14 protein-coding genes are annotated in these 15,559 nt (G+C 72.5%); 6 read left to right on the top strand and 8 right to left on the bottom strand.

What is annotated here, in order from left to right:
• Positions 1-41: 41 nt before the first annotated feature.
• The 5 genes from AB0O11_RS26835 to AB0O11_RS26815 all read right to left on the bottom strand — a co-directional run bounded on the left by AB0O11_RS26835 (position 42) and on the right by AB0O11_RS26815 (position 2,749).
• On the bottom strand, positions 42-779 hold the full coding sequence (locus AB0O11_RS26835) for a hypothetical protein (RefSeq protein ID WP_363391909.1): 738 nt from the start codon (positions 777-779) through the stop codon (positions 42-44).
• A gap of 101 nt (positions 780-880) precedes the next feature.
• Positions 881-1,312, bottom strand: a complete 432-nt coding sequence (locus tag AB0O11_RS26830; RefSeq protein ID WP_363391907.1) for a hypothetical protein — start codon at positions 1,310-1,312, stop codon at positions 881-883.
• Positions 1,313-1,525: 213 nt separating this feature from the next.
• Positions 1,526-1,873, bottom strand: a complete 348-nt coding sequence (locus AB0O11_RS26825) for a hypothetical protein (RefSeq protein ID WP_363391905.1) — start codon at positions 1,871-1,873, stop codon at positions 1,526-1,528.
• A 186-nt stretch (positions 1,874-2,059) separates the two neighbouring features.
• On the bottom strand, positions 2,060-2,245 hold the full coding sequence (locus tag AB0O11_RS26820; protein WP_363391903.1) for a hypothetical protein: 186 nt from the start codon (positions 2,243-2,245) through the stop codon (positions 2,060-2,062).
• 327 nt (positions 2,246-2,572) lie between these two features.
• Positions 2,573-2,749, bottom strand: a complete 177-nt coding sequence (locus AB0O11_RS26815) for a hypothetical protein (protein ID WP_363391901.1) — start codon at positions 2,747-2,749, stop codon at positions 2,573-2,575.
• 220 nt (positions 2,750-2,969) lie between these two features.
• Here AB0O11_RS26815 and AB0O11_RS26810 point away from each other — a divergent pair, with 220 nt between their 5' ends.
• Positions 2,970-4,196, top strand: a complete 1,227-nt coding sequence (locus tag AB0O11_RS26810) for a cytochrome P450 (RefSeq protein WP_363391899.1) — start codon at positions 2,970-2,972, stop codon at positions 4,194-4,196.
• A 64-nt stretch (positions 4,197-4,260) separates the two neighbouring features.
• Complete coding sequence (locus AB0O11_RS26805) at positions 4,261-5,223, top strand: heparin lyase I family protein (protein WP_363391897.1); 963 nt, start codon at positions 4,261-4,263, stop codon at positions 5,221-5,223.
• 212 nt (positions 5,224-5,435) lie between these two features.
• Here the strand turns inward: AB0O11_RS26805 and AB0O11_RS26800 are convergent, their stop codons facing one another.
• Entirely contained in the window at positions 5,436-5,594 is a 159-nt protein-coding gene (locus AB0O11_RS26800; RefSeq protein WP_363391896.1) for a hypothetical protein, read from the bottom strand.
• A gap of 187 nt (positions 5,595-5,781) precedes the next feature.
• Between AB0O11_RS26800 and AB0O11_RS26795 the strand changes: the two genes are divergently transcribed.
• Positions 5,782-6,456, top strand: coding sequence for a hypothetical protein (locus tag AB0O11_RS26795; RefSeq protein ID WP_363391895.1), 675 nt, complete (start codon positions 5,782-5,784; stop codon positions 6,454-6,456).
• Positions 6,457-6,481: 25 nt separating this feature from the next.
• On the top strand, positions 6,482-7,429 hold the full coding sequence (locus tag AB0O11_RS26790; protein ID WP_363391894.1) for a class E sortase: 948 nt from the start codon (positions 6,482-6,484) through the stop codon (positions 7,427-7,429).
• 166 nt (positions 7,430-7,595) lie between these two features.
• On the opposite strand, the gene AB0O11_RS26785 is transcribed toward AB0O11_RS26790, so the two are convergent.
• Positions 7,596-7,913: a C40 family peptidase gene (locus AB0O11_RS26785; RefSeq protein ID WP_363391892.1), complete on the bottom strand. Its 318-nt coding sequence runs from the start codon at positions 7,911-7,913 to the stop codon at positions 7,596-7,598.
• 845 nt (positions 7,914-8,758) lie between these two features.
• On the opposite strand from AB0O11_RS26785, the gene AB0O11_RS26780 reads away from it, so the two are divergent.
• Complete coding sequence (locus tag AB0O11_RS26780) at positions 8,759-9,457, top strand: LuxR C-terminal-related transcriptional regulator (RefSeq protein WP_363391890.1); 699 nt, start codon at positions 8,759-8,761, stop codon at positions 9,455-9,457.
• 6 nt (positions 9,458-9,463) lie between these two features.
• On the opposite strand, the gene AB0O11_RS26775 is transcribed toward AB0O11_RS26780, so the two are convergent.
• A complete protein-coding gene (locus AB0O11_RS26775; protein WP_363391888.1) occupies positions 9,464-9,868 on the bottom strand; it encodes a hypothetical protein in 405 nt (134 codons plus the stop codon).
• Between the two features lie 226 nt (positions 9,869-10,094).
• Between AB0O11_RS26775 and AB0O11_RS26770 the strand changes: the two genes are divergently transcribed.
• Positions 10,095-15,467 (top strand): protein-glutamine glutaminase family protein, encoded by a 5,373-nt coding sequence (locus tag AB0O11_RS26770; RefSeq protein ID WP_363391887.1) that lies wholly within the window; start codon positions 10,095-10,097, stop codon positions 15,465-15,467.
• Positions 15,468-15,559 lie beyond the last annotated feature (92 nt).

Raw genomic sequence — 15,559 nt, 5'->3', positions numbered from 1 at the left:
AAGCCGGCGTCATTGCGGGGGCGCCGACGGAGTACGGGAGGTCAGGACTGGGCGCCCAGCGGCTCCTTCCGGCCGACGGCCGCCGGCGCGGTCTGGGCGGGCTGCGTACGGGAGGCCGTGCGCCCGGGCTGGCGGAACGATCGCTTGAGCCCGGTCGGGTCTATGCGGACCAGGTGCGAGGGCGCGTAGTAGTGGTAGCCGTAGTGCAGGCGGGCGTTGTTGTGGGCGTCGACGGTGGGCTCCGCGGTGCCGCGCTGGGCGGTCGCGACCAGGCCGACGTGGCTCTTCGCTCCGCCGGGGCCCGCGTAGGTGACCACGACGTCCCCCGGGCGGGCCAGGGAGGGCCGGTTGCCGACGTCCTTCCCGAGGCCGCTGTCCTTCAGGTAGTCGTACAGATTGTGGTACTGCGGGAGGTCGCTGATCAGGAGCAGGTCGTAGGTGGTGCCGTTCGGCGCCGTGTAGTGGTAGTAGGCGTCCTGCGGGTCGTTCGGGCCCAGGCCGGGGACCAGCCCCGCTGCCGCGAGGGCCCGGGCGACGAACTCCGCGCACTGGAAGTCCGGTTGGCTGCTGCCGAAGGCCACCGGCGTGCGGTCGTTCCAGGCCGTCCAGTTCCAGTGGCTCTCGGCGTAGGCGACCTCGCGGGCGCGCAGCGAGTTGGCGGTGCCGGCGGCGGAGGCCGACGGGGCGGCGAGTGCGGACACCGCCAGCGCCAGCGCGGTGACCGCTGCCGCGCTGCCGGCACGACGGCGGATCGTGTTCTTCCCGGGGGTCTTCGACACGGGGACTCCTTCGTTCTGGGCAGGATCGGACGTTCTGCGGTTCGGAGCAGGAGATGATGACCGGTCGCCGGATCCGGCGACGGGATCGACGCGTCGGCCGGTCACCGGGTGGCGGACCGCCCGCCGAGTGCGGCGATCAGCCGCTGCACGCCGTCCTCGCCGAAGCGGTGGACGATCAGAGTGGTCCAGTCCAGCGCGGCGCGGCGCTCGGCAGGGGTCCAGGAGCCGGCCGAGGGGTGCTCGTCCAGCACCATCGCCTCGGCGAGCCGCCGCTGTCCGGGCGACGGCTCCGGCAGCGGGCCGGACTCCAGCCCCTGGGTGGCGAGGCCGCGGGCCACCTCGGTGAACTCGGCGGCCGCTACCGGGGGGACCGGCAACAGGGCGTCCGGAAGATGCGTCCCGGACTCGGCCACCGTGTCGCGGAGCCAGGAGGAGACCAGTTCGTAGGTCACGGCCTCCGCCGCGGTCCACTCCGTCACTTCCGGACCGCCATCCGGCAGGCAAGTGCCCAGTTCAGTCATGAGCGCGGTCATGAGCGCGCCTCCTCTTCCATCCGCTCGATCCGCCGATCGGCGACCGGATGCCGTGCGCCGCACGGGGTCGCCACCGATGGAACGGGAGGGGGGAGAACGCCGGTTCACCGTTCGCCCGCCGTTCGCCGGTTCGTCCGTTCGTCCGTTCGCCCGTTCGTCCGGCGGAGGAACGGCCCGACCCGGGGGAAGGTCGTCGTCGGCTCGGAACGGGAGTCAGAACAGGAAGCTGCTCAGCCCGCCGGCCTGGCGCTCCACGATGGACTGGTAGGCCAGGCCGGCCGGGGTCTCCCGGAGGATGCCGTCGACCACCACGTCCAGCAGGTCGAGGCCGTCGAAGGAATCGCCCCCGGGGGTGAACACCTCGGCCCGCGCCCACCCCAGGAGGGCCTCCTCGTCGCCCTCCGTCAGCGCGTGGTAGACCTCGCGGGTGGCGTCGAACAGGGCCAGGTTGTGAAGTCTGCGCGCCTGCTCGGCCAGGCCGGCGAACTCCTCGATCTCGGTGCACTCGGCGGCGGTGGCGGCCAGGCGGAGCAGCTGCTCGGTGATCTCGGCGGTGGTCATCGGTTCCTCCGGTGGGGTGCGGTGTTCTCTCACCCATGACTACGGATCCGGCCGTCGCCGCTGCGTCCCCGGATTGTCACAGCCGTGTCCCAGAGAGATCGTTGCCGTGCCCGGACAGCACTTCGCCCCGCCGCGGGTGCGACGGGGCGAAGTGGGCGATGCCTGGGTCCGGTGACGGAGCCGGGATCAGCCCTGGGTGCTGGTGAGGTACGGGATGGCCGCCATCGCCGCGAGCCGCCTGCGGGACATGGGCACGTAGTCCTCGTCGTCGTCGTCGGAGACGCGGATCGCGGCCGTCCCCAGCACGTAGGTGCCGCCGGACACGCCGTCGAGCTCGCTCTCGTCCAGCAGCTGGAGGGTGTTCTGGGTCATGGTGCCTGCCCTTCCTCTGCGGTGGCGGGGTGCCACCTTCTGCCGCTGAACACGGACCCGCCCCGGCCCTCGGTTCACCCCGGGCGAAGGTTCCGTTCGCCGGCCCCGCCGACGGCTTCGGAAGTCCGTAGCCCGGCACACGGCGGACCGTCCTACGATCCGTTCGGGCCAGGCGAGTCGATGCCCGTCGCTCCCGGTCCCCGCCGGAGTGGACAACACAGCGGCCGGTGGATCCGGTGTCACCGGATCCACCGGCCGCTGGAAGGGCGACCGTCCGCCTGCCGGAACCTCGGGCGCCGAAGCCGGGCCCGGCAGACGGAACGGGACTCAGGGGCGGTGGTGCGCGCGCCGCGCCAGCACGTGCCGGTGGGCGGCCACCTGGGTCTGGTGGCGGGTGTCCGTGGTGTAGTCCACGGGCGCCGAGGCGGTGAGGTACTCACCGCCGGCGACCTGGTCCAGGTCGGTCTCGCTCAGCTCGAACGCCTGCGGGTCGATGCTCTCCATGGGGTGCTCCTTGTCTCGCACGGTCGAACGGGGTCACGCGTGCTCAGCGCCGCGCTGCCCGTCCACACGGAGGCCGCCGCCCGGCGGGTTCACCGGCGCCGGCGCCCCGTCGCCGAACGGCCTCCGCCCCGGAGAAACCGTCGGCCGGATTGAACCGCTCCCGCCCACACCGTCGTTACGCCGTTCGACGCCGTTACGATCACCGGGAAGAGACCGCCCCATGGATTCCCCGCAGCACCCGCCGATCCCGCTCGACGCCCACGCCACGGACCGGCGGCGCGAGAACCTCCGGCTCGGCACGGCCGGTCCGCTCGTCCGGGCGGAGCTGCCCGGCGGCGTGCCGTGCTGGGCCGTCACCCGGCACGAGGAAGCGCGTGCCCTGCTCACCGACCCCCGGCTGGTCAAGGACATGGCGCACTGGGGCGCCCTCCGGCGGGGCGAGCTGCCCGAGGACTGGCCGCTCGGCCGCACCCTGCGGCGCAATCCGAGCATGGCGACCGTCGACGGCCCCGAACACACCCGGCTGCGCACGCTGACCGCCCGGGCCCTCACCCCGCGCCGGGTGGAGCTGCTGCGCCCTCGGATCGAGCAGATCGCCGACCGGCTGCTCACCGCGCTGGCCGAGGGGCCCGAGGAGGTCGTCGACCTCAAGGCCGCGTTCGCCTTCCCGCTGCCGATGACCGTGATCAGCGAGCTGCTCGGGTTCGATCCCGAGCGCTACGGGGCGCTGCGCGAGCTCTACGAGCTGATGTTCACCACCCTGGGCAGACCCGAGCAGCTGCCCGCGGCCGCGGCCGAACTCCAGGGCATGCTGGTCCGCTTGGTGGCCGACAAGCACGATTCCCCGGGCGACGACCTCACCAGCGCGCTGATCGCGGCCACCGAGGACGGCCTGCGGCTCACCGACGCCGAGATCGTCGGGACGCTCGACGTCCTGATCGCCGCCGGCCACGAGACCGCGGTGAACCTGATCACCAGCGCCGTCCGGGCCCTGCTTACCCACCCGGACCAGCGGCGGCTCGTCCTCGACGGTGTGCGCGGCTGGTCCGACGTGGTCGAGGAGACGCTCCGCTGGGCCGCCCCGGTCAGCCACATCCCGTTCCGCTTCGCCACCGAGGACGTCCGGGTGGGCGAGGAGGTCATCGGGGCCGGCGAGATGCTCGTCGTCTCGTACGGCGCCATCGGCCTCGACCCGGAGCGGCACGGGCCGGGGGCCGAACGGTTCGACCTCACCAGGACGCCCGCCGCCCGCCACCTGTCCTTCGGCCACGGGCCGCACGTCTGCCCGGGCGCCCAACTGGGCCGGCTGGAGGCGGAGATCGCGCTGTCCGCGCTGTTCACGCGGTTCCCCCGGCTGGCCCCGGTCGTCGCCGAGGACGAGCTGCGGCCCAAGCCCTCGCTGATCCTCGACGGGGTGCTGGGGCTTCCCGTCCGGCTCGACGGCTGAACCGGTCCCGGCTCCTCCACGTCCCATCCAGCGTGCCCACCCCGACCAGGAGGAGCTGGATCAGGTGACCCGACACCACCACCCCGTGGCGTACATCGCGGCGGCCTTACTGACGCCCGTCGTCCTGAGCGGCTGCGTCGCCCCCGCGGCCGCCACCGCATCGCCGCCCCCGACCACCGGAACGAGGTACCGCGAGATCAGCGGAGCCGCCGCCTCCCACCTGGCGATCGACCCGACGACCTGGGAGCTCACCGCCGGCGGCCGCAGGTACCCCTGCGTGCTCAAGAACGAACCCCCACAGGCTCCGTGGATCGCCCAGGACGGCTTCGACGGCGACCCGACCTCGGTCGCCGTCCGGCTGGGGCCCACCGCGCAGGTAGCCCCACCCCAGTGCCCGCCGTCGTCGATCGCCAACGCGGCCCGGGACAAGGTCAACTACACCTTCGTCCCGGGGAGCGACCCTCTCGCCCCACAGCCCGGCCAGCAGCGCTACCTGGGCTTCGCGGTCAAGCTCGACCCCGCCTCGGAGACCCCGCGCGACGGCACCGACTACGTCATCGCCCAGTGGTGGCAGGGCAGTCCGATGCCGCCCCCACTCTCCCTGCAACTGCTGCCGAACAGCGGCTCCGGCGGCCCGGGTTGGGCCTTCGTGGCGCACAACGAGGACCACCACTTCCCGCACAACGGCATCACCCTGCCCCGGGTGGGCGGCCCGGAGCTGCTCCAGCCCGGGGTGTGGCACACCTTCGTGGTCGGCACGGTCTTCGGCGACCACAGCGGCGGTGGGAGCGGCTCGGTCGACGTCTGGATGGACGGCGTCCAGGTCGTCCAGTGGACCGGCGACCTCGGATACGTCCCGGGCCGGCCGGTGGACCCGGCGGACGGCCCCTACCACGTCAACCCCGGCAACCGGCTGTCGCTCTACTTCGGCCCGTACCGCGACCGGCTGACGTCCACCCAGACGATGTACTTCGACCGCCTCCGCTACGCCGACACCCGCGAGCTCGCGGATCCGCACGGCGCGTGAGCCGTCCCGCCGCCACCGGTGAACCGGTCGCGGTGAGGCGCACGTATCCATGGCAGGAGGGCTTCCAGGGGGAGGCCCTCCGGCGGGACCGACCCGGTTGTGAGGGCCCAGGGTTGACCGGACGGTCCCGCCACTCCCACCCGACCTCCGCGATCGGCCGGGTGGGCCGGCCGCCCGGTGGCTTCCTGAGCCACCGGGCGGCCGCTTTCGTGTCACGCACGGCGCTGCCCGGGTTCATCGCCCTCCTCGACCCGGTGGGACAGTTCGGCCGCGGCCCGCAGCCGGGCGATCATGGCGTCGATCTCCGGCGGTACCGGGTCCGATCCGAAGAGATTGAGCGTGTCGGCGTAAACGTGGTCGGCGGTGGTCATGCCGGGCCTCCAGTTGGTGTCCTCCATCACTTCTGTCGGGTACTACGGACCTCGCCGCCTGGACCGCTCATGATCCGACCAGCCGGTTTCTCCGCCCTGACCAGGGTGAACCGCCCATGCGGCGGGCGCCGTTGTGTGCGGGTGACGTGGCTCGCACGGGGCCGCGACACCTCACCCGGGAGAGAGCATGAATCGCCTCAGGGCCGCCGTCGTCGTCGGCGCCACCGCACTGATCAGCTCCGCGGGAGTGACCAGCGCCTTCGCCTGGCCGGCCGGCAGCATCACCCTCACCGCCGCCTGCAAGAACGACCCCGGCAAGATCACCCTGACGGTCGGCGACAAGTACAGCGCCGATGCCGACTTCACCCTGACCAGCTCCAAGTCCTCCGAGGTCATCCGCGGCCACGTGAAGGGCAGGAGCACGACGGACAAGGTCGTCGACTACGCCGGGCCCGGCGCGGTGTGGACGGTCAAGGTCACCACCGACAAGGGTGAGGAGCTCTCGGCCTCGGTGACCCTCGGCGACGAGAAGGGCTGCCTGCCCAAGCCGACCCCGACCCCGACCCCGACGCCCACCCCCACTCCCACCCCGACCCCCACGGCGACGCCGACGCCCACCCCGACCCCGACGGCGACGCCCACTCCCACGCCCACGGTGACGCCGACCCCCACTCCGACGGCCACCACCAGCCAGCCGGCCGCACCGGCCCCCAGCTCGACGCCCTCGCCCGCGGCGCCCGCCCCGCACCTCGCGTCCACGGGCCTGGACAACCCGGCGTTCACCATCGGCGGCACCTCCGTCCTGCTCGGCGCCGGACTGGCCTTCGCCTACGTGGCCCGGCGAATCCGCCGCCGCGCCTGACGACGGAAAGGATCGGCGACTCGCCATGCAGTCACGTGACACGCACTCCGACGCCCCCTCCGACCGGCTGAGCCGGTGGTCCTGGAGCGTGCAACAGCGGCTCATCCGCCAACGGGTCCAGAAGCGCCGGTTCCGGCTGTCCCGTGCCAGCAGTGTGGCGCTGCTCGCCGTGGGCGTCATCGTTCCCGCCCCCCTCCTCTACGAGCTCACGGTCGGGGACGGCCAGGCCCAGAACGAGGCCGCCGCGGCCACGGCCGAGCTACAGCGGAGCTGGCAGCAGGCGGCGGCCTCGGCTCCACCCGTCGCAGCGCCACCGAGCACGACGGCCGTCACGCCCGTACCGACCGGACCTGCCCCGACCACGGCCGCGGCCGTGGCCACCCCGGCTCCGACGGACGTGGCGACCGCCTCTCCCACCCCGAGCACCACCCCTGCGGCCGTCCTCCTGCCGGCCGTCCCGGCCGGGAGCCCCGGCTATCCCGCCGGATACCCCGACGGCAAGGTCTTCGCCGTCCTCCACCTGCCGTCCATCGGCGTGCTGACGGCGATCGCCGAAGGCGTGGAGAAGGACACCGTGCTGGACCGCGGCCTGATCGGCCACTACTCCGGCAGCCAGGAGACGGCGTTCCCCTGGGAGTCCACCGGGAACTTCGCCCTCGCCGCGCACCGCCTCACCCACGGCCAGCCGTTCCAGCGCCTGGACCGGCTCAAGGCCGGCGACGAGGCGGTGGTCGAGACGGCCTCCCAGTACTTCGTGTACCGGATCACCGGCGGCATCGACCAGACGTCGCCGGAGGACGTCGGCGTGATCAAGCCGGTCCCGACCGGCTCCGGATTCACCAAGCCCGGGCGTTACCTCACCCTGACGACCTGTACCCCGGAATACTCCTCGACCTACCGGCTCATCAAATTCGGCCAATTGGTCAAGGTCGTCCAGAAGACCGGCCAGTCGACCGGAATCCCGAGCCTCTGACCGGTAATTCCCCGCACAGCCGGATGTCCCGCGAACAAGGGACATCCGGCCGCGGGCTTTCCATCGCAGAACAGAGATAAAGGATGTCCCGGCACCGGGATCGGAGGCGGACGCGCGTGAGGGTGGGCACCGCTTCGAGCGGTGCCCACCCTCGGGGCGGGGGGAGCTACGGGCGGGCCGCGGCGTAGATCGGCATGGAGTCGACGGCGCTGACCTTCACCAGGGCGCCCGTGTGCGGTGCGCTGACGATCTGCCCGTTGCCGATGTAGAGCGCGACGTGGTCGGCCTTGCGGTAGAAGACCAGGTCGCCGGGCTGCAGCTGGCCGATCGGCACGCGGTGGGCGGCGGCGATCTGCTCCCAGGTGGTGCGGGGCAGGCTACGGCCGGCGGCGCGATAGGAGTACTGCACCAGGCCCGAGCAGTCGAAGGATTCCGGGCCCACCGCGCCCCAGACGTAGGGCTTGCCGACCTGTGCCAGAGCCACCCGGATCGCCTTCTGCGTGACGGTCTCCACCGGCGCCGGCGGCTCGGGCGGCGCCGGAGGCGCGGGCTGCTCGGCAGGGGCCGGAGGCGCGGGCTGCTCGGCAGGGGCCGGAGGCGCGGGCTGCTCGGCAGGGGCCGGAGGCGCGGGCGGCGCGGGCGGCTCCACGGGGGCCGGAGACGCGGCTACGGGCTGGACGGGAACGGGCTGCGGCACCGCGACGGAAAGGGCCGCGGGAACGTCTGCGGCCGGAGCGTCGTCACGCGCGAACCGGTCCACCACGCCCCCGGGCACGACGGCCTCCAGCGACGGGCGCCCGGAACGGCTGGCCGCCTCGGTCAGGGACATCGCCACGGAGGCCAGGAGCGGATCCGCCGAACTCCCGGCCTCCGTCTGATGATGGGACGGTTTCACCGGACTCTGCCTCGGATCGCCACCACCCGCCAGAGCGGCGGTGAGACCGATGACGGCCACGGTGGCGACAGCGGAACGGACCAGTGCGCCGGATCCTTGAACACGGGGATGCTGCACGTCATTACCCTTCTCACGGGACAGCGGAATCAGCATCCGGGCGAGGTTTCGGCACGTACCGAAAAAAGAGAAGAGTCCGGTGACTCTTTCAGGATTCCCCCGACCGAAGCTGACGGTGCGTAATTCAGCACCCGTCAAAACGAATCCGGATCGAAGGACGGTTCACTCCACCCCCGAATCACGCTGCGCACCCGAATGGACACGATCCGTAGCCTAGGGTTTTTCCCTGGGGTGCCCTTGGGGTACCTGTTGCCACACTTTTCCCTAGTGCCCACCGGTAGCGAACACAGGGCAGCCAAGAGGAAGGGCGAACCTCCATGCTGGGTAGCGCAGTCGACACCAGGTCAGCGCGGGTCAACGGGCAGACGCAGCCCGGCCGCCCCTCCCCCGCCAGCCCGGCCGGCAACGGGCGGACGGACTCCGCCGCGACCGCCTGGCGCAGCTACGCCGCGGTGGCCTCGGCCGCCCTGGGCGACCGGTCCGAGGGGCTGCGGCTGGTGCGCGAGGAAGTCGCGGTCGCCCAGCTCTCGGGCGACGCGGCCCGGTTCGGGGTCGCGCTGCTCACCCAGGCGGTCATCAACTCGGACGACGACCTGGCCGGGGTCGCGCGCGCCGTGGACGCCCTGCGCGGGGGGCGGGAGCGCAGGCCGGGCGCCGACCCGCGCCACGTGCGCGCCTTCCCGGGCCGCAACGCGCTGCTCACCCAGGCGCTGGAGCGGGTCCGCAGCGTCGGCCACCCCGTGCTCGCCGGGCAGCTGGAACGGATGGCGCCCACCCACTGGAACCAGGACGAGAAGCGTCCGGAGTTCGGGCCGGACTCGCTCAGCCCGCACGAGCGGCGGCTCACCGCGATGGTGCTGGACGGGCTGACCAACGACGACATCGCCACCAAGCTGTCCGTCAGCCGCCGGGCCGTGGAGTTCCACTTCACCCGGATCTACCGCAAGCTCGGCATCACCCGGCGCGCCCAGTTGCACGCCGCCCTCGGCCGCGCCGGGCGCCCCGCCGTCATCTGAACCCCGTCAGGCCCCGGCCCCGGACAGGGCCTCCGTCAGCCGCTCCACACCGTCCTCCCCCTGGCGGGCGATCAGCACCGCCACCCAGTCCGCCGCCAGGTCCCACTCCGCGGCCGTCCAGCTCTCGGCCGACGGATGCTCGGCGACCACCAGGGCCTCGGCGATCCGACGCAGCTGCGCGAAGCCGCCCGGCCCGGACTCCCGCCGCACGGCGAAGCGGACCGCCTCGATGTCCTCACCCGGCCGCGCGACGAGTCCGCGCACGACCGCGATCACCTCGGCCGCCGTCGCGGGCGGCACCTCGAAGCCCGTCCCGCCGGCCTCGGCCGACTCGTCCCAGCCCTCGATCGACCAGGCGCGCACCAGATCCCGCACCCGTCGCACGCCGGCCGGCCCACCCTCATCGTGCATGGCCCTTCCCCCCTCACCCTCGCCGCCGGAGCGGCCCGGTGTTCCTCGAACCGCCCGAACCCGGATCAGAGCCACCAGCCTACGACCTGCCTCCCGGGCCTTCCGATTCGAACCGTCTGCCGTTGACGGGCCGTTGACTGCCACGAAGCAGTTCCCGGCTCAGGGCAGGCAGTGCGTCCCCGGTGTGCGGGTTCCCGGCGCCGTGTTCGACGAATGAGGATTCACCATGCCCGTCTCCCCCGTTTCCTGGCTCGCCGGCTTGTTCGATTTCGGGGCCTCGGGCAAGGACGTGCCGTCGTGCTGGGCGGCGTTGATGGGCGCGGCGTCGGGTGGCTCGTACCCGAAGGTGGATCCGGAGGGGCTGTTGTCGAGTGCGGGTGCGTTGCGGACGGCGGCGTCGGCCGTCGACGAGCACACGTCCTCCCTCCAGCGGTCGATGTTCGGGTTGTCGGCGACGTCCGCGGGGGCGCGGGAGATGGTGTCGGCGACCGCGGAGGGGGTGGGCGAGGGTGCGCGCGGGGGTGCGCGGAGTCTGCGCGAGGGTGCGGGGGCGCTGGAGGAGCAGGCGCTGCAGGTGGACTACGCGCAGTGGTCGATGCGGTGCACGGCGGTGATGACGCTGTGGATGGTCGCGCAGTTGATGTGGGCGGCGGCGGCCACGGCCGGGGCGTCGGCGTCGCTGATCCCGGGGGTTTTGGCCGGGGGGCGGCGGTCGGTGATGGACATCGTGGCGCAGCTGCTGGCGGAGTCGCGTGCGAGTACGGGGCTCGCCGTCGTGCAGGACGCTGGGATCCAGGCGATCGAGCAGGGCAAGTACCGGCGCAGGTTCGACCTGACGTCGCTGTGGCTGGCGGGGCTGAGCGGGCTGGCGGGTGGTCTGGGGGATCCGGTCGGGCGGGGCCTGGGTAACAAGGTGGCCGCGCCGGAGCTGTTGCGCAAGCTGGCGGGCGGGGCGCTGGGCGGGGTGGTGGGTGGTGAGGCGGGTGCGGTGGTCTCCGCGGCCTGGGAGGGTCAGTGGGACCCGTCGATGTTCGGCCTGGCCGCCGCGGCCGGTGCCGGCACCGGCCTGATCGGCGGCGGCCTCCACCACTACACCCAGATCAAACACGGGATGAACCAGGGCGCCGGACCGGAACCGCTCCCCGGCCCGGAACAGCGCGCGCTCCCGCCGGCCGTGGAACAGCACCACACGGCCGTCGAAGCGCCGGCGCCGCCCGTCACCACGGACGCCGCACCCAGGCAGGCGCCGTCCACGGCTCCGGCCGGCGAGGCCTCAGCCCGCCGGGGCGCCGTGCAGTACGGCCGCCAGGACTGGCGCAGCCACGAACCGAACTGGCTCCGAGCAGTCGAGAACGCCCAGAAGCACCCGCTCGTACGCGAGGTCCAGGACGTCACGCCCGGCGACCTCCACACCTGGTGGAACGCTTTGCCCAAGACCCACCGGCAGCGGCTCGACGCGGTGCTGAACACGATCGTGGCAACGGCCCGTCACCCCGCACCGGCCGCGAAGATCCCGGAACCCGCCGAACTCGTCAGGATCCGCGCCGCCTTCACCGGCGAACTCGCCGTCCGTCGGCTGTCCGACCCGCACACCACCGTCCAGCAGGTCGTCACCACCGCGCACGCCGACCCCACCGAACACCCGATCGCCACCGACGCCCGGCTGAAGACCTTCCGCGAGGCCGCCGAACGCCAGGCCGTCGCCGCCGACCGCCGCGCGGGCGGCGTCTTCGGCGGCATGCCCGACCCCGCGGACCGCCCGGGCACCTCCGGCCCGAGCCACGCCGAGGGAGCGGGCGCCTCGGCACCCGCGTGGAACTGGGGGACCGACGGTCCCCTGGCGCGCCACCTGAGCAAATCGGGCACGTCCCACCAGCAGACGCACGCCCTGATGCTCGAGCACGCACTGCGCCTGCATGCGAAAGGCACCTCCCACTTCATGACGGGGCTCATGCTCGGAGTCACGAGCATGCAACTGGACGGTCTCCTCCCGGTCGACTCCGGCACCGCCTCCCCACCCACCCCGGCTCCCGGCCCGCGAATCACCGCTTCCGCCCACCCCCGGCACGGCGCACCGGGCTCGTCCGGTGTCGTGAGGGACACAGCCCAACCCATGGACCTGGACAGGCCGCCCGCGCCGACCGCCACGGTCTCGTCGTGGCACCGTCCGGCCATCGACGCCGCCCCGCACCCCCTGCCGAAACCGACGACCGACCGGCTGGCGCACCAGCTCCACCGGGAGCTGTCGCGGGAGGAGGTCGCCACGCCCACCGTGTTGGCATTGCTGCACCAGGCCACGGTCGGACCGCATCCCCTGCACCCGGTGGCCCAGCACTTCGAGCAGTCCTACCACCAGAGCCTCACCGACGCCCTCTCCGGCGCCCACGAGAAGGGCCTGCTCACCGACGGGGCCCATGCGCTGGCCATGGACGCCGCGCAGCCCCTCCCACCGGGGGACCTGAACCGTCTCGACCCCGACGTCTTCGCCACCGACCTCCACCAGGCCATCGCCGCCCGGGACGAACGCGAGGTCAACCGGCTCCTGCGCTCGCTGCAACGCACCGTTCCCCAGGTCTTCGAGGTGGAGGACGCCTACGGGGCGCGATATGCGTCCACGCTGCGGAACGAGCTGGAATCCTCCTTCCCCGAGCACGGAAAGTACTTCACCTACCTGCTCGGCCACGACAACGGCCTGGAGAGCAAGGTCATCGGCCCCATGGAGGCCGAGCAGTGGCATGCGATGGCCGCGCGTGCCACGTTCACCGACGAACTGGGGGAGCAGCGGCCCGTCCCGTTCGGGCTTCCAGAAGACGGGTGCTACGCCCGGGCCCACCTCGTCTCGACCATGCTCAGCCAGGCCGGAGTCTTCAGCCGGAAGGTCTTCGTGGTGAAGAACCACCCGACCGACAATCTGATGGTCGAGTCCGAGTTCGTCTGGGGAGCCATGCCGGGGATTCCCGGCACGGTGCACTGGGGCTACCACGTGGCCACGGTGGTGCTCGTGGACGACGGCGCCTGGGGCCACATCGAAACCGTCATCGATCCCTCGCTCAGCCCCGGGCCCCAGCCACTGAAGAGGTGGCTGGCCAGCATGGGCGTGCATTCCCCTGCCCGGATCAACGGATTCGAGGCCGACCCGCGGGGTTTCCTCAAGGATCCCGACAGATTCCTGCGCGGCCTCGCCGGGCGCGATGGCAAGCCCGTTTCGAGCGGAGGACTCGGCACCCTGGGCTACCCCAAGGACGTCCCGATCGTCTTCACCGCCGCCCGCACGCACTGGGGCCTCCCGAAGGAGCACAGCCCGGTCCTCGAAGGAGAGGAATCCTCTTCCCTGAGGCACCCCGAGAAGAGGTGGAAAACGAGACTGCGGCTCGTGGGTGACCACGCGGCCGAGGCACGGTACCGGGGCGCGCTGCGCACGGTGCGCACCATGCTCCGACAGCCGCACACCAGCGACCGCCAACTCGAACAGCACCTGCGAGATCACCCCTTCTCGGCGCGCATCCGCCAGGACCCGCTCGTCACCTTCCCCTTGCGCTCCCGTCTCCAGGACCCCGTCCCTCCGACCACCCCCGGCGATCTGCCACCACTGCGTATCGAACGCTCCCGCGTCTACGAGCTGCCGCCCGGGCCGGTCCCACCCCTCCACCCGTCCGTCGGCACCCCGCACCCGGAGCCGGTCACCTTCCGCTCCGGCGCGGCCGCCGTCGACCCCGCCACCGCCGCCGTCTGGAAGCCCCTCCTCGACAACCTGCCCGTCCGCGAGAACCTGCGCACCGTCGTCGTGCCCTACCTGAGCGCCGACGGCACCCCCCTCAGCAGCACCGGCCCGCTGACCCTGCACGACTTCACCCGGCTGGCCGAGGCCGCCGGCTGGCAGCCCGGACGGGACCTGCGCGTCGTCTTCGCCGCCCTCCACCCCGGGGCCACCGACGGCTACGACCACCTTGCCTGGACCGACTACCTACGTCAGGCCGCCCACGAGCTCGACCAGGAGAACCTCCACGTCGACCCCCGCAGCAGCGGCGTGGACATCTACACGGTCGGCGCGGTCATGCCCGGCCTGCGCTTCTCCCCGGACAAGCACCCCGATGCCGTGGACGGGGAGAGGGACTTCACCACCGGCAACGGGCACTGGATCCGCGTCTCCACCCACCCCGAGCGCGACCCGGGCTTCAGCACCAACCGCGGCCAGCTCCACCCCTTCACTTCGAACCACCCTGCCTTCGCCCGCCAGGCCGCGATCGACACCCATGCCCTCCCTTTCGGGATCGTCCCCGGTCACCGCGAGCACGCCGACGGGATCGACCTCCGCTCACCTCGCTCCGGGCCGGCCGACCCGCCCGCGCTCATTCCTCAGCCCGGATTGTTCACAGTCCTCCTCAGCGACTACTCGAACGTGACGGGGCATCCCCACACGGCCGAACCGAACGGCCCCTATTTCCCGATCGGTCCGGATCGCCTCGCCCGGACCCTGCGCAAGAATGGCTACCGGGGCCAGGACCTCCTCTGGACGGCCGTGTACGCGTCCGACATGCGGAACAAGGCCGTGTGCTACGTGCTGGACCTGTTCGTCGAGTTGGGCCGGCCCGACATCTACGTCCCCACCCGCAATTCGTTCTCCCTGCAAATCACGAACTACACCCTGCAGTTCCGGTTCGCCCCGTTCGGCGGGACGACCGGCTTCGAGCGCCTCACCGCGACCCCGGACATCCCCGCCCGCTACACCGCCTTCGAAGGCACGCTCCAGCTCCGCCGCCCGACCTCCGACATCCCCGCCACACCGGACTCCCCTCCATCCGGAGCCGCGCAGGCAGGGGACTCGGTCCCCCGCACCCAGCCCGTCCAGCGGCAGGCCGCCATCCCTCCCACTCCGCACCGGTCCATGCACCTGCCCGGGGTCGCCCTGCCCGGCCCCGGCCCGAAGCACCACTCCTCTTCCCCGGCCGAAACCATGTCCAAGAGCCTCCGGCCCACCCAGCCGACCGCCCAGCCGACCGCCCAGCCGCGTGAGTTCAGCACCCTCGTGGCATCCACGCGCGCCGCCGCGGCCAACGTCCCGGACACCCCGAGAGGCCCCGCGACCCCGCAGCTCCATCCCACCGCACCCGCGACCGACCGGCCCGGCACTCCCCAGCTGCGCCGACTCATCGACCGCGCCGGCATCGTCCTCGGGGGGCCAGATGTCGAGGCGCACCTCCGCCTCGCCGAAGACCTGTACAACGCCGCCCAGGCCAGTCGCTCCGACGCCCACGACCCCCTCGCCGGTCTGCGCCGCAGCGTCTTCGCCGACGGCCGCGGCACGGACGCCCAGCTCTTCGGACTCGCCGAAACCCTCGGCGACGGCGGCAGTCGTGTCACCGTCGAGAACCTGCGCGCCCTCCAGGCCCTCACCCACATGCTCTACCCCGGCGAGGCCCCCAAGCTCTCCCCCACCATCAACAGTCTGCGCGTTCTCACCACCCGGGTCCTCCACACAGCCGTCCCCGGCACCGGGGACATCCAGTTCCTCCTCGACATCGCCGAGGCCAGCCGCGACCATCCGCGCCTCACGGTGCCCGTCCTCAGACAGGCCGCCGGGAAGAGGCTCCCCTCCTGATCGCGGCACCGGAGATGAACGGGACCCTCCGGCCGCGCCGTTCACCCGGGTACAGCCGCCCGGCCCGAGGGCGGACCACCATCGAACCAGGA

The organism is Kitasatospora sp. NPDC093102 (assembly GCF_040683915.1).
Classification (GTDB): domain Bacteria; phylum Actinomycetota; class Actinomycetes; order Streptomycetales; family Streptomycetaceae; genus Kitasatospora.
Note: the sequence above shows the minus strand (reverse complement) of the source record. Positions and strands in the feature narration are given on the sequence as shown.

What these genes read in the sequence shown, in the direction of transcription:
- AB0O11_RS26830 (WP_363391907.1), bottom strand. Translation starts at nt 1,312, where the DNA reads ATGACCGCGCTCATGACTGAACTGGGCACTTGCCTGCCGGATGGCGGT.
- AB0O11_RS26825 (WP_363391905.1), bottom strand. Translation starts at nt 1,873, where the DNA reads ATGACCACCGCCGAGATCACCGAGCAGCTGCTCCGCCTGGCCGCCACC.
- AB0O11_RS26820 (WP_363391903.1), bottom strand. Translation starts at nt 2,245, where the DNA reads ATGACCCAGAACACCCTCCAGCTGCTGGACGAGAGCGAGCTCGACGGC.
- AB0O11_RS26815 (WP_363391901.1), bottom strand. Translation starts at nt 2,749, where the DNA reads ATGGAGAGCATCGACCCGCAGGCGTTCGAGCTGAGCGAGACCGACCTG.
- AB0O11_RS26810 (WP_363391899.1), top strand. Translation starts at nt 2,970, where the DNA reads ATGGATTCCCCGCAGCACCCGCCGATCCCGCTCGACGCCCACGCCACG.
- AB0O11_RS26800 (WP_363391896.1), bottom strand. Translation starts at nt 5,594, where the DNA reads ATGACCACCGCCGACCACGTTTACGCCGACACGCTCAATCTCTTCGGA.
- AB0O11_RS26795 (WP_363391895.1), top strand. Translation starts at nt 5,782, where the DNA reads ATGAATCGCCTCAGGGCCGCCGTCGTCGTCGGCGCCACCGCACTGATC.
- AB0O11_RS26790 (WP_363391894.1), top strand. Translation starts at nt 6,482, where the DNA reads ATGCAGTCACGTGACACGCACTCCGACGCCCCCTCCGACCGGCTGAGC.
- AB0O11_RS26780 (WP_363391890.1), top strand. Translation starts at nt 8,759, where the DNA reads ATGCTGGGTAGCGCAGTCGACACCAGGTCAGCGCGGGTCAACGGGCAG.
- AB0O11_RS26775 (WP_363391888.1), bottom strand. Translation starts at nt 9,868, where the DNA reads ATGCACGATGAGGGTGGGCCGGCCGGCGTGCGACGGGTGCGGGATCTG.
- AB0O11_RS26770 (WP_363391887.1), top strand. Translation starts at nt 10,095, where the DNA reads ATGCCCGTCTCCCCCGTTTCCTGGCTCGCCGGCTTGTTCGATTTCGGG.